The 14184-nt window shown below is 57.5% G+C and carries 8 protein-coding genes; 5 read left to right on the top strand and 3 right to left on the bottom strand.

Going from position 1 to position 14184, the window contains the following annotated elements; genetic code table 11:
* Positions 1–179 precede the first annotated feature (179 nt).
* The gene (locus NKI96_RS09055; protein ID WP_023734885.1) at positions 180–962 is read right to left on the bottom strand and encodes an alpha/beta fold hydrolase; all 783 of its coding nucleotides are present in this window, start codon (positions 960–962) and stop codon (positions 180–182) included.
* 422 nt (positions 963–1384) lie between these two features.
* The gene (locus NKI96_RS09050; RefSeq protein WP_023734884.1) at positions 1385–2929 is read right to left on the bottom strand and encodes an FAD-dependent oxidoreductase; all 1545 of its coding nucleotides are present in this window, start codon (positions 2927–2929) and stop codon (positions 1385–1387) included.
* Between the two features lie 593 nt (positions 2930–3522).
* On the opposite strand from NKI96_RS09050, the gene NKI96_RS09045 reads away from it, so the two are divergent.
* From NKI96_RS09045 to NKI96_RS09035, 3 genes are all read left to right on the top strand, one after another.
* Complete coding sequence (locus NKI96_RS09045; protein ID WP_023734883.1) at positions 3523–4818, top strand: epoxide hydrolase family protein; 1296 nt, start codon at positions 3523–3525, stop codon at positions 4816–4818.
* 1325 nt (positions 4819–6143) lie between these two features.
* Positions 6144–8972: a PAS domain-containing protein gene (locus NKI96_RS09040; protein WP_050592352.1), complete on the top strand. Its 2829-nt coding sequence runs from the start codon at positions 6144–6146 to the stop codon at positions 8970–8972.
* Positions 8969–9337, top strand: a complete 369-nt coding sequence (locus NKI96_RS09035; RefSeq protein ID WP_031199892.1) for a response regulator transcription factor — start codon at positions 8969–8971, stop codon at positions 9335–9337. The genes NKI96_RS09040 and NKI96_RS09035 overlap by 4 nt, the downstream gene beginning before the upstream one ends.
* Positions 9338–10003: 666 nt before the next feature.
* Here NKI96_RS09035 and NKI96_RS09030 read toward each other — a convergent pair.
* Positions 10004–10600 (bottom strand): redoxin domain-containing protein, encoded by a 597-nt coding sequence (locus NKI96_RS09030; protein ID WP_023734878.1) that lies wholly within the window; start codon positions 10598–10600, stop codon positions 10004–10006.
* Between the two features lie 575 nt (positions 10601–11175).
* Here NKI96_RS09030 and NKI96_RS09025 point away from each other — a divergent pair.
* Complete coding sequence (locus tag NKI96_RS09025; RefSeq protein WP_155923331.1) at positions 11176–13797, top strand: PAS domain-containing protein; 2622 nt, start codon at positions 11176–11178, stop codon at positions 13795–13797.
* Positions 13794–14168 carry a response regulator gene (locus tag NKI96_RS09020; RefSeq protein WP_023734875.1) on the top strand — a complete coding sequence of 125 codons (375 nt, stop codon included), beginning with the start codon at positions 13794–13796 and terminating at the stop codon, positions 14166–14168. The genes NKI96_RS09025 and NKI96_RS09020 overlap by 4 nt, the downstream gene beginning before the upstream one ends.
* Positions 14169–14184: the final 16 nt, after the last annotated feature.

The following is a 14184-nucleotide window of genomic DNA, read 5'->3' as shown; positions in this document are numbered from 1 at the left end:
GTTCTTGGCCGATCGGATCGCACTGCGAAGCGAACTCATGACGGTACGGAGAAGCGTCAGGACCGCGTCCACCGGACGAATTGACGGCTCCCATATCAACCAGGGTCGCGACTCTATTCAGTGTTGCAAATGCTGCAATGTAGGTTCATCGGACTTGGATCTGCGCTTGTGACGCATTATCATTTTGCGTTCGCCGCATCCTCGATCAGAGCAGCCACCTCCCGAGGGTGGGAGACCATAACCAAATGGGAAGCGCCTGGGACGACCACTGTCTTCCGCGCATGGGCACGTTCAGCCATGAAAGCCATAGCGGCCGGCGGGATGTTGCGGTCTGAACCGCCGTAAATCGACCAGGACGGAATGGTTTTCCAGGCCGCACGAACTGCCCGTTCGGCCAGGGCGGCCTGATTCACTGGACGCTGCGCCGCACTCATCAGCCGCGCGTCCGCCTCGGGGAGGTCTGCGGCGAACTGGGCATGGAATTTGTCTTGCTGTATGTACAGGTCCTGGTCACCGTTCGGCAGATTGACTGGAGGCGCAAGCGTGGACCCGAGTGTGCTTCCCGGAAATTTACCAGTTAGTTCGAGGCTGCTCTCACCAATCTCGGGCTCGAAGGCAGCAACATAGACGAGCGCCCGCACATTAGATAACTGGCCCGCCATGGCGGAGATCACCGCCCCAGCGTAAGAATGGCCGACAAGAACGACCGGTCCCTTTACTGAACCAATGACGCTTGCGACATAAGCCGCGTCACCAGAGACGCTTCGCAAAGGGTTGGCCGCCGCGATCACAGTGAATCCGTCATGGATCAGATCCGCGATCACGCCGTTCCAGCTGGCAGACTCCGCGAATGCGCCGTGGACCAGGACGATTGTGGGCTTTGGCTCGTCGCCGAGGGCGACGGTGGCGCCGGCCAGACTAAATGCCCCGACTATCGCACCGATATTGACGAAACTGCGCATGATTCAACCTTTCTGTTAACTACTCCGCCACCAGAGCCGCTCAGTGTCGCCAAATCTATCGCACTAAGGTGTCGTCGACACCTTGGTGTAGGTGTGTTCAGCTTGAATAGGGCGAATCAGATCGGACTCGAACCGCCATCGCCCTTCCGTGGCTGGTCTCAATATTGAAATACGTGACCTGCCTTGCATTCAAATGTGCAACTGCCGGCTCGGGACTGACGGTATTGAGGAGATATGCAGAACCGGAGCTATCTGCCCTCCAAAGAAATCCTTGCGTGCGGATCAGCGAAAAAACGCTTCACCGTCGGACTACGTGGGTAAGTCAACAGACTACCGTCCTTCATGGATTTGTACCGCCAACGCTCGGCCCCTCATCTCTGATCTTTTTGGCCACCGGGAGCGCTGTGGCTCGTCCCCAAGCCCTACGACTTACCAACACTTGTTTGCCGCTCCATTTCCACCTCAGCTTCCAAGCTCTCGATGTCACGGAAGATCGAAGCAACGGCCAGCGTAAGCCCTGCGCGCTTGAAGCGCAGCAGGCAGTCTTTTGCACCAATGTCTCCATCAACCTTGATCTCGTCCCATCGCTCGGCATGACCAACGTAGTTGATCGGTATGTTGTAATGCTGGCTCCAAAAGAACGGCAGTGCGACGAATTTCTCGCTGTGGCCGAGCATATTGAGTGCTGCAGTTTGCCCTTGTCTCTCTGCAACCACCCAATGCTCGACACGAATCTTTTCGCCACTATTTGGATCGGGCCACCGCGCAATGTCGCCTGCCGCGAAGATCCCAGGCGCGCTCGTCTCCAGAAGGGCATTGACTGCGACACCGCGATCTATGTTGAGTCCAGCCTTTTCGGCCAGCCTAACCCGCGGTCGCACCCCGATACCGGCGACAACGAAATCCGCCTCAAGCATATTTCCGCTCCTGAGAGTCAGCTTCTTGCCATCGATGCTGCTCGCGATGTCCTCGAGATGGAATACGACACCGTTCTCCTCGTGGAGGGCGCGGATGAAGTCGCCCATTTGCGAACCAAGAACCCGCTCCATAGGACGTTTATCCGGCGCCACGACGTGAATTTCGATACCACGCGAGCGCAGGGCCGCGGCCACTTCCAGTCCAATGAAACTGGCGCCGAGCACGATGGCGCGGCGCGCGGTCGAGGCGTGCTCGATGATGGCCTTGCAATCCGCGAACGAGCGCAGCGTGTGAACGTGTGGCTGGTCGGCGCCGGGTATGTCCAAGCGAACCGGCTCGGCTCCGGTCGCAAGCAGTAGCCTGTCGTAGGGTGTCCGGGTCCCGTCCGCGAGTACAACCTCATGGGAACGTGCATCGATGCTGGCGACGTCCGCATTGAGACGCAGATCGATATCGTTCTTTGCGTAGAAGCTTTCCCGGCGAAGCGGAACCCAATCCTCCGGCGCATTGCCAGCCAAATAGTCTTTGGAAAGAATAGGCCGATCAACCGGCGGCGCGTCGTCGTTGCTGAGCATGACGATGCTGCCTTGATAGTTTTCGCGCCGCAGTTTTTCGGCTGCTGCGAAGCCTGCCGCGCCGCCGCCGACAATGACGATCTTCCCGGGAGGATGGCTGGACCCTCCTACGCGCTGCTTTGGTTCCGTCCGTTTTCGCTTTTCTCTCACGAATATCCGATCATCGCGCAGCTCCACCGACCAGCAAGCGAGTGGTTTTAAGGCAGGCGCGCGCAATGCTTCGCCCGTGCGCAAATCGAAGCACGCGTGATGCCATGGGCACCGAACCGTGCTCTCAACCAAAAGACCATCAACGAGTGGCCCGCCGTAGTGGGTGCATGTCGCCCCGATGGCGAAAACTTCAGTCCCGCGGCGTACCAACAACACCTGTTCACCGCCAGAATGACCGACGAGCTTTCCGCCATCGGGAAGGTCAGATAAAGCGATGCCGTTGACCAGATCCGGTCCGTTCGGTTTGGTATGATATTCAGCCATCTTCTTCTCCCTTCCCGATGCATTTGAGATCGCCTCCGACATTCCTGCCTCCAGCCCTTGGCCAGGCGGGCGGAGCTGATAGCTAGGGTCGCCTGTTTCAATCCGCCCCGGCCAACATACTGTGGATCTTACGGCGGCCATTGGGCCGGCGGTCCATGGCTAACGGCTCTCTGGCGTTGCTGTGTCGGTGACATCTTGCGCCTCAGTCAATGCGGACGGCAGGACGAATCAGCGCCGCGGCTCTGATTTCGTTTTCTCATTCCGAATCCATTTCGGAAAATCGAAGTCGCTGGCCATTATCGATTCGCGGGTATGAGACCCGCGCTGCCCCGCTAAATCAATTGGACCCAAGTATCGCCGATACCTTTGTGCCGACGATGAAATGCCCAATCCTTCGCGCTGTCTGCCGCAAGCGCCTCCGCAACAGCCCTGAGCTCGAGTGGCGGAGCCTCGGCGTTGTCGCGAGATGCACTTGGAGCATACCAAGGTATCGGCGATACCAACGTTCAATAGAAGTGACCGGTACTTACTGGCCTCATTGATTCGTGCTGTCTCGAGGCGAGCAGCTTTAGTCAAGTTATGAGGAGGTACAGATGTCATCATTATCTTCAATGTCCACCCGCCGGGAAGTTCTCGCGGCATCCGCCGCAGGGGCTATTGCGATGATTACCTTGCCGGGTGTCGCGGGAGCAATGAAGAGTGGCGGGTCTGAGACCATTCGCCCGTTCCGCGTCCACGTTGAGGACGCTGATCTCGTCGACCTCAAGCACCGCCTCAAAGCTACGCGGTGGCCTGAGCGCGAGACGGTGAATGACACCGCCCAAGGTGTTAGGCTCGCGACGATGAAGGCGCTCGCGCATTATTGGCAGACCGAATACGACTGGCGCAAATGCGAGGCGTACCTGAACGGCTTGCCGCAGTTCGTTACCGAGATCGACGGGCTGGATATCCATTTCATCCACATTCGCTCGAAGCATGCGAACGCGCTACCGGCCATCGTCACCCATGGATGGCCGGGCTCGATCATCGAGCAGTTGAAGATCATCGGTCCCTTGACCGATCCGACGGCCCATGGGGGCGGCGCTGCAGACGCCTTTGACCTTGTCATCCCCTCGCTGCCGGGACACGGCTTCTCAGGGAAGCCGACGGCAGCTGGCTGGGATCCAATCCGGATCGCGCGAGCCTGGGGCGAACTGATGACGCGGTTAGGGTACACGCGATACGTGGCGCAGGGCGGCGATTGGGGAAATGCCGTCACCGAGCAGATGGCGCTGCAGAGTCCGCCGGGTCTGATCGGCATTCATACGAACATGCCGGCCACGTTGCCGGATGAGGTCTCGAGTGCGCTCGCGGCGGGCGGCCCTGCGCCCTCCGGTCTATCGACCGACGAACGTTATGCCTGGGATCAACTCGACTTCTTTTGGAAGCATGGGTTGGCCTACGCCCAAGAGATGGCAAACCGACCGCAGACGCTGTACGCGCTGGCGGATTCACCCATCGGGCTCGCGGCCTGGATGCTCGACCACGATGCACGCAGCTACGACCTGATCGCCCGAGTCTTCGACGGAAAGTCCGAGGGTCTGTCCAAGGAAGACGTCGTTGACAACATCGCGCTCTACTGGCTCACCAACACTGCGGTCTCTTCGGCGCGCCTCTACTGGGAAAGCAAGCTAGCTTTCTTTGCGCCGAAAGGTGTGCCGCTCCCCACTGCGGTGAGTGCATTCCCGGACGAGATCTACACAGCGCCGCGCAGCTGGACTGAGAAGGCTTATCCAAAGCTGATCTATTACAACCGTCTCCCGAAAGGCGGCCATTTCGCGGCCTGGGAACAGCCGCAGGTTTTCGCCAACGAGCTCCGGGCTGCGTTCAGGTCGATACGTAGCGCCTGATCCCCGCCAGTGCAGACCTGCACGCCTCCCAAGTGGGCGTGGTGAGCGCAGAGTCCGGCCGTCCCCGCAGGCGGAGCGGCCGGCTCTGCTTCAGGACGTCATCATCGATGATCGTCACGAGCGGACGGTTGGTCATCGGACTGGGCGCCGCGTTTTCCGTATGCACGGTTTCAGGCCCGCGATTTGTTCCGAGATGTAAGGGATGGCGAACGGAACGCTCGCTCCCGGGCCGGTATGCGCTCTCCCAGATCTGTCCTTTGTGGTGCTCATCGATCGAGCGGCCAATGGAGAGCCCGACGCCGCCCTACTTGCTGCGACAGCAGCTGATCGGTGCGTCGGAAAACCCCGGTTTTTGTGATCCGACAACGATAATCCCAATATCATCCCGGTAGCCCGATTGGCATTGTCACGGGCGACACTCGGCGTCGCCAGAGCCGTACGTCCGGCAGCCGGCCACTGCGAGACAAGCCTCCGAGCGCCCCGACAACGACGTACCAACCTCGCCCGGCTGAAGGGTCTCTCCGAGCGATTGTGCGAGGGTGGCCACGGCGCAAATGCGCCGCTGCCACCATTGAGAAGCACGTAGACGAAGTCGACAGGGAGCATGCCGAGCAATGCGTACAGCAAGGTTCCCGTGGCAGGCAGCCAGTCCCCGAGGGCGCTTGCTAGTACCAGCAGAAATGCTGCGTCTGAACGAAATCATCTCCCAGAAGAAGTGAGGAAGAGTGATCCAAGGGACCTGACTTTCGAATTACGATTTCCAAGATTGAACCATTTTCTAGTCTCGGAAGAAGAGCGTGCACGCGCGATATTCTGTATCCTTTTACGAGCGAATCTTTGCCCAGCGACCGGCGAGAAAGACTCAGACCGATACCAAGGTGCTATGGATTTTCGGAATGGGAGGGAGCAGCGTTACACGAAAGTCCTGCGCTGGGCAGTTAAGTGGCCACGTCAGGTCAGCCTGTGCTGGTTGAGGGCGCTCAGCTGGATCGAGCGCGTGCCGTTATGTATTCCTTCAATAGTGAGGACCAAGGATATCGCGTTTTATGTCATTAATAAAATGCTTCGACCGCGGCGATCGAGTAGTTCAGATGGCGGGTCGACGTCGCCATCGTCACAATGCTAACCAATGGGGTAGCGACGGGATCGATCACAGTGCAGCGCATTGACGAGTTGAAGTTTCGCAGAACTACCGGCTTGGACCCAGGCATCAGTCAGTTCGGTATCCTCGAGAAAAATTCTTTCGTACCCACCACGCAAGAGTTTCTTCAAAGACTGCTTCAACGCCGTGCCGACAAAGCGCTCTCGCAACGAACTGCAAGCTGATGATGCAAATCGACGTTCTCCTCGCCGAGAATAACCGACTTCAGCGCTGTCTCAGCGACCTGGGTAGCGTTATGGCGCTGCCCAGCACATGGGGTGGCCGCGAGCCATCCCTGATGGCCGGTCAACTACTCGACTTGGTTCTCGGCATGCTGGACCTCGACTTCGCCCATTTGCACTTCAAGGATGCCAACGACAATACGCGACGGCAAGTAACGCGACTGTCACAATGGGCGCGAAGCGTGGCCACATCGGAGGATTTCGGGGCGATGCTGGGGCCCTTGACGACCGCCGAGGCGACAGAATGGGCGCAACGACTTACGGTTGGCGGCAGTGTTCTTACGATCCTGCCTGTGCGCCTAGGCGCGCTTGGAGAGTTCGGGCTGCTGGTGACAGGTTCGCGGCGGGAGGATTTCCCGCGCGAGACCGAAACAGTTCTCCTGAGTGTCGCGGCCGCTCAGGCGACGATCGGCTTGCAGGCGGCTTTGCAACTCGACGAAGAGAAACGCTCTGCCCATGCAGAGCAAGCGATCGCTGCAAACGAGCGTAATCTTGCGCAGTTCGTAAACACGATTCCGGGTCTAGCGTGGTCCGCCCGGATCGATGGCTCGGCCGAGTTCTTCAACCAGCACTACCTCGACTACGTCGGGCTTACGGTCGACGAGGCGCTTGGGGCCGGTTGGGTGAACGCAGTTCATCCGGAGGATCTCGAGGGATTGATTGCGAGTTGGCATGCGATGTTGGCTTCACGTCAGGCAGGCGAAGCGGAGGCTCGGCTCAAGCGCTTCGACGGCGAGTACCGCTGGTTTCTGTTTCGTACAAATCCTCTGCACGACGAGGCCGGCGGAGTCGTCAAATGGTTTGGTGTCAACATCGACATCGAAGATCGCAAAAAAGCCGAGGAGGCGCTGCGTACTGGTGAGTGGAATCTTCGTCAGTTAACTGAAACCATCCCTCAGATGCTGTGGAGCGCTACACCCGATGGATCCATTGACTACTGCAATGCGCGCTTGTTGGATTACACGGGGTTCTCGGTTGGTGAAATCATCGGCGGTGGTTGGATCAAAATGCTGCACGCGGACGATGTCGAGCGGGCCAGGAAAGTCTGGCTTGCTTCCATTGAGAATGGGACGCCCTATCAGGTCGAAGTGCGGACGTTCCATGCTGCCGACCGCAGTTATCGCTGGGTTTTGACCGATGCGTTGCCGCTCCATGACGACTTCGGTCAAATTCTGCGATGGTATGGTAGTTGTATCGATATCCATGATCGAAAGGAGGCCGAATCAGCTATTGCAGCAAGCGAGCGAACCCTCGCACAAATTATCGATACGATTCCGGTCTATGTTTGGTCGGCTGGCGCCGATGGTAGCACCGATTTTCTCAACAGTGGCTATCTTGAATATCTCGGAATTGGGCGAGACCAGATGCAGGATTGGCCCTGGTCAGCCGTGGTTCATCCGGACGATCGTCAGGCAAGCGCCGGTGTCTGGAAGGACTTGTTAGTTTCGGGACGTGCTGGTGAAGTACAAGCCCGCTTCCGTCGTTTCGACGGGGAATACCGTTGGTTTTTGTTTCGGGCAAATCCGCTTCGTGATGAGACTGGTGCCGTCAAATGGTTCGGAGTTACGATAGATATCGAGGAATTGAAGCGTGCGGAGGAGAGGTTGCGCGCCAGCGAATGGAATCTGCGTCATCTCACGGAGACCATTCCTCAGATGCTCTGGAGCGCCAAACCTGACGGGGCGATCGACTACTGCAACACGCGTTTGCTTGACTATGCCGGATTCACTGCCGGGAAAATCACGGGCGACGGTTGGAAAAGTCTCGTTCATCCGGATGATCTCGCTCAAGCTGCGCGCGCGTGGTCCACGAGTGTCGTGACCGGCAGGCCTTATCAGGTGGAAGCGCGCCTCATTCACGCTGCCGACCGTTCGTTTCGCTGGTGTCTAACCACAGGCCTACCGCTGCGTGATGAAGACGGGCGAATCCTCAAGTGGTACGGCGTATGTGTCGACATGCATGAATGGAAAGAGGCGCAAGACGAACTACGCGAGACCCAGGCGGCGCTCGCTTACATAACGCGCGTGATGACCATGAGTCAGCTTACAGCATCGATTGCCCACGAGCTAAATCAGCCTTTGGCCGGCATCATGACGAATGCCGGTACGGCCCTGCGCATGCTGACTGCCGAACCGCCGAACATCGACGGAGCTCGTGAAACTGCAAAGAGAACAATCAGAGATGCTCAGCGCGCATCGGAGGTAATTTCTCGGCTACGCGCCCTCTTCACCAAAAGAATCACCACCTCTGAGGTCGTGGACCTGAATGCCGCCGCACAAGAGGTAGTTGCATTGTCATCGAACGAATTACACAAACGCAATGTGAGCCTTCGAGTCAATTTTGCCCAAAATCTACCACACGTAATAGGTGACCGCGTTCAGCTGCAGCAGGTAATTCTCAACTTCATACTGAACGGCGCTGAAGCAATGGATGAAGTGATGGATCGGCCGAGAGAATTGTTCGTCTCGACTGAGCTAGAACGAACGGGCCATGTTAGGGTTTCGGTCAAGGACGCCGGCGGCGGTTTCGATCCTGCTCTGGTCGAGAAGCTCTTCGGCCCGTTCTATACGACCAAAAGCGACGGTATGGGCATCGGTTTGTCCGTTAGCAAAACTATAGTCGAGAATCATCAGGGCCGTGTTTGGGCTGAGCGTAACGACGGCCTTGGCGCTACGTTCAACTTCTCAGTTCCTTCTCTGATTGCGCAAACATCATTCAACAGCTCTAGGAATGTCCCGTCGAGTTTGGCGGAAAGTACTGGACATACATGATGATAACACGGGCATACATCGCAGTTGTTGACGACGATGAGTCTGTTCGCGAGTCTCTGCCGGATCTAATCGGTATCTTTGGCCATGAAGCCGAAGCATTCTCCTCGGCAGAGGAATTCCTGGCTTCCAAACGGGTCAATCAAGCCAAGTGCTTGGTCCTTGACATCGCAATGCCTGGTATGTCCGGCATCGAGCTCCAACGCCAGCTGGCTCTCCAAGGTCGGCAGATTCCGATCGTCTTTATTACAGCACATGGAGATGATCGGGTCTGTCAGCGTCTGCGTCAGAGCGGGACAATTGAATGTCTCTTAAAACCGTTCACTGATACTGCGCTGCTTGATGCGCTCAACGCTGTTCTCCACTAGCTACTAGTTCAGGATGGTGGGGGCGTCGCCCTCGGACCGTGCTCTACTCGTCGCACACACCCCTCCCGAAGTCCGTTGACGCAGAGAATGGCGGGGATCGTCCTGCGCTTCATTCGTGAGCTTCGCGATGACTGATCCTAGTCGGCGCGTGACACTGAAGTGTTGTATGGCGGCCAAAGCAGGAGGGGGCGGTCTCTTATTCCTGATGCTCTGCCCGATATCGCCGGATCCGTGGGTCATCGCGTACGAGCCATAGCGGCCGTTCGCTATAAAGATCGAGCCCGTCGAGCGAATGATTGATCGGCAACGCCTGGGCGAGCCTTCCCGGTCCTCATGCCAGGTCGCTGAACCGCTCGATACCGCGATTGAGCCGCATGATCGCAGTGCCTTCGAGCGGCTCGAGCTTTCGACTCGGCATGCCCGGTCCGATCTCAGGGATCTAGCTCGAGACATTCAGCATGTCGAGATGCGGTAGGCGAGATAGAAATAGGCGTGACCGCGCTCGAAAAACAGCGAGCGATCGCACCCCAGTGGGGATCCAGAGCCGCTCGTATCTCAAGTCTTCCATGCTAGATCTTCTTAACATCCTCAGGCCAAAACCCCACACGGCGACTAAAGCTCGTCACCTTGCCAGCACGGACAGCGCGCACCCACAAATTTTCGAATTCATTCCTGTTCGCGAAATGTTTGAACGCGCGTCTTTCCGTAAGGATAGAAAAGCTCCTTACGACCAGTCTGCCACGCAGCCCTGAGTTCCGGCCTGTTGATGTCCCAGTCCGGCCGGCATTTCATAGTCACCGCTCGCATGTCCTGCCGCAGTTCCTCCACCGTGGGTCGCCCGAAAAACCAATACCCATTGTAGACCTTATAGACGACAAGACCCGGCTCCATGACGATAACGTGAGGGATCATGGGGTTGTGCGTCGGATCCGTGTACTCCGCGATGTCGAGGTCCTTCTGCACAACGCGCCGCGGGTCCGAGAGAAAAGGCCAATGGGCGCCCACGCCAGTACGATATTCGCTCGTCTCCAGAAGATTGTCCGTCGTAATGGTGACAAGCCGGCAATAACCCACGTCCATTTCTCGATGAAGCTGGACTAGCCCTTCAGCCTGCCGGCGGTCCTTGGGACAATACCCGCCCCTACCGAGAACGAGGACCAACGGATCCCGTCCCTGCAACTCGGAAAGCGTTCGCCGCGCGGCAGTGTGATCTGAGAGTTCATAATTCGGAAAAATAGAGCCGGGAACAATATCGGATCGCATAATAGCACCACTGATTGCGACTGATAAATGTCAAGTCGCTAACGCAAACAGCAAGTAGTATACAATAGCAGGAAAACCGCAAAATCCATTTATACGATAGTATTGACAATACCATTGGATGACAAAGTCCGTGTCCAATCCTGACCCCAGACCAGGTCTAGCCGATATCATCGCGACCGCCCGGAGCCGCCCCAAATCCTTGCGTTTTCACTGTGTCACCGCAGGAGGTTTGGATGAATACGAAAACGAAAATGCTGCACTTCGACTCACCCACTCGTCACTGCCTATTGCCGAGTGACGTTTGACAACCGCCGCTACACACGTCCGTCTAGATCGATCCAGGATTAGCCGAGTTGGAGCAAAAAGGTGATGGCCTGACGGTGGTTTCGATCCCTGGCGCGCGAGCGTGCAGGAATGGAGGACGATAAAGTCGCGTTACTAGAGACATGGACGAACCGTCGATCGCAGATCATTGTCTTGCAGCGTTGCACTCCTTTTTCCCATCGCGCATTCGATCTCGTCCCAAAACCGACACCTACGCATAATAGACGTTAGTGTTGTCCCGGGGGCATGGTGTGTCAGGACGTAGGCCTGTTCTGGTAGGCGGCAACGGTCATGAAGAAACTGCCGCATCCGCTCCCTTCGCTGGATCTGAACTCGGCGACGTGGGTCATGGCTGTTCTTTCTTCAACGGCGATGAGGTTTTTGGCGTGAGCGCGGCAGAACAGAAGAAGCACTGTGCAAAAAGCGATGAATCCCTCGTGACAAGCCAGCACGATTTCAAACTCATCATCGATACCATTCCTGCGATGGCATGGTCAGCTCGCCCAGACGGCCTCACTGAGTTTCTAAGCCAGCATTATCTAGAGTACACCGGCCTCTCCGGCGAGCAGGCGAGGGGGTGGGGCTGGACGACTGTGGTCCATACTGACGACCAGGATGGGCTGCTCACCCTATGGCAGACAATCATAGTGTCGGGCGAAGCCGGAGAAACCGAAGCCAGATTGCGCCGATTTGATGGAACTTATCGATGGTTTCTTATCCGCGCTAACCCGTTGCGGGATGAGTCGGGCAACATCGTCAAATGGTATGGGTTGAACATTGACATCGATGATCTGAAGCAGGCTGAGGACAAGGCCCTCGAAGCTGAGGGCGAGCTACAACGAACGATCGACGGGATACCGGCGCTGGTTGCGGCTTATTACCCCGACGGCTCGCGAATTTCTATTAAAAAGCGGGGGCGCGAGTTCACTGGACTGTGTGCTGAGGATGTGACGAATGGTGGCTGTAGGGGCGCAATCCACCCAGATGACATCGAGCTCGAAGAGAGCAAATGGCGCGCATGTGTCGCGACCGGAGAAACGTTCGAGCATGAGTACCGCGTTCGTGCGAGTGACGGGACATATCGCTGGCACATTGCCCGTCGCGTGCCGGTCCACGACAAAGCGGGTCGGGTGATCCGATGGTACGGTATCAGTCACGATATTGAGGGTCGGAAACGGGCGGAAGCTTTTCTCGCCAGCGAGAAGCATTTGCTGAAGATGATCGCGTCGGGCAATTTGCTTCGGGATGTTCTCAGCGCGTTGTGCGTTTTTGTCGAAGACGCCGCCCCCGACTGCTTCTGCGACGTCCACCTGATAAATTGGAGCAGCTCGACATTCGAATATGCCGTGGCTCCTTCCTTGCCTCCCGACTACAGCGCGCCGATTGCCGGCATGCCCGTCGACGGCGACCTGTTGCCATGTGGCATAGCGGCCTATCAAAAAACGCAGGTGGTCGCAGTGGACATGGAATCTGATCCCCGTTGGTATACGTCGCCTGTGCGGCTACATGTTCTGAAGCACGGATATAGGTCGGTGTGGAGCACTCCGATTTGTTCCAGAGAGGGGCGGGTGCTTGCCACCTTTTGCATCGTCCAACGGAAGCCTGCGAGCCCTTCGCCGCACCATCAGGATCTCATCGCGCACGCCACACAAATCGCCAGCATTGCAATCGAACGTTCCCTTATCGAGGCAGCGCTCAGGCGGAGCGAAACGTTGCTTTCGGAAGCACAACGCTTAAGTTCCACGGGCGCGTTCTCCTGGCGCTTGGACACTGACGAGATCGCCTTTTCCGAGGAACTCTATCATATCTTCGAACTCGATCCGAACTCCCCCGTGACGCTTGAACGGCTCCGTGAGCGAATCCACGCGGATGACCTCCAGTCGCTGTCCGCCCAGATGACTCGGGTTCGAGCCGGGCAGAGTTATCTCGGCTATGAGATCCGGCTGCGGATGCCGGATAGCAGGGTCAAATTTCTACGCACGTTTGGCAAGGTCATTCGCCATCAGGATGATCGCATGGAATGCCTCACCGCAGTGCAGGACGTGACGGGGCGGCGACAGGCTGAACAAGCACTTGGCAGAGCCCGGTCTGAACTCGCACATGTAACCAGGGTTTCGAGCCTCGGAGTATTAACAGCCTCGATTGCCCATGAAGTCAGTCAACCTTTATCGGGGATCATTACGAACGCCAGCACCTGCCTGCGCATGTTGGCGGCCGATCCTCCAAACATTGACGGCGCACGCGAAACCGCCCGCCGAACCATCCGCGACGGCAATCTAGCCGCAGATGTGATAACGCGATTACGCGCCCTCTTCAGCAAGCGAGCACCTACCCTTCAGTCGGTGGATTTGAACGAGGCGGCAAGGGAGGTGATCGCTTTGTCGTCGGGCGACGTTCAGAGCAGTCGCGTGGTTCTTCAGCCCCAATTGGCTGAGGGTCTGCCGCTCGTTGCGGGCGACCGTGTCCAGCTTCAGCAGGTGATCATGAACCTGATGCGAAACGCGGTGGACGCCATGAGCGGGGTAGATGATCGCCCAAGGCAGTTGATAGTAAAGACCGAGGCGGATGGAAATGACCATGTGCGCCTGTCTGTACGGGATTCCGGCACAGGTTTCGGCCCAGATGGTGCGGAGCGGCTCTTTGAACCCTTCTACACCACCAAGAATGAAGGCATGGGGATGGGATTGTCCGTTAGCCGTTCCATCATCGAGAGTCACTGCGGGCGTCTATGGGCAGCAGCAAATGATGGCCCGGGAGTGACGTTCACGTTCTCCGTGCCCGAATACTCCAGGGAGCGATTGTCTTTGCAGGATGTGAGTGTTGGTACGGCGTCCGCGGTCGGTGGTGTTCGAAGATCGGCGGGAGCGAGATGAAGCCTGCGGATGCACTGGTGTCAGTGGTTGACGACGACACGTCTGTGCGCGAGTCCTTACCAGATTTGCTCAAGGAGTTGGGCTTCAGGGTGGACACATTCGCTTCGGCAACGGAGTTTCTGGCGTCTGACAGCATTCATGAAGCCAAGTGCCTGGTTCTCGATGTCACCATGCCCGTCATGACAGGCCCCGAACTGCAACAGGAACTAGCGCGTCGCGGGCAAGAGATTCCGATCGTCTACATTACCGCGCAGCGGACCAGTGCCATGCGGCTTCGTCTCATCGAACAGGGTGCGGTCGAGTGCTTGTTTAAGCCGTTCAGCGATAGGGCCCTTCAGGAGGCTCTCCATCTGGCGGTTTGTAAGCCTTGAAAGTGATGGATTGTTA

The sequence above is a fragment of the Mesorhizobium sp. M0292 genome, from assembly GCF_040321695.1.
Classification (GTDB): Bacteria; Pseudomonadota; Alphaproteobacteria; order Rhizobiales; family Rhizobiaceae; genus Mesorhizobium.
This window is presented reverse-complemented; position numbering and strand designations above follow the sequence as displayed.

Coding starts and splice junctions, on each gene's coding strand:
- NKI96_RS09055 (WP_023734885.1), bottom strand. CDS start 962: ATGCGCAGTTTCGTCAATATCGGTGCGATAGTCGGGGCATTTAGTCTG.
- NKI96_RS09050 (WP_023734884.1), bottom strand. CDS start 2,929: ATGGCTGAATATCATACCAAACCGAACGGACCGGATCTGGTCAACGGC.
- NKI96_RS09045 (WP_023734883.1), top strand. CDS start 3,523: ATGTCATCATTATCTTCAATGTCCACCCGCCGGGAAGTTCTCGCGGCA.
- NKI96_RS09040 (WP_050592352.1), top strand. CDS start 6,144: ATGATGCAAATCGACGTTCTCCTCGCCGAGAATAACCGACTTCAGCGC.
- NKI96_RS09035 (WP_031199892.1), top strand. CDS start 8,969: ATGATGATAACACGGGCATACATCGCAGTTGTTGACGACGATGAGTCT.
- NKI96_RS09030 (WP_023734878.1), bottom strand. CDS start 10,600: ATGCGATCCGATATTGTTCCCGGCTCTATTTTTCCGAATTATGAACTC.
- NKI96_RS09020 (WP_023734875.1), top strand. CDS start 13,794: ATGAAGCCTGCGGATGCACTGGTGTCAGTGGTTGACGACGACACGTCT.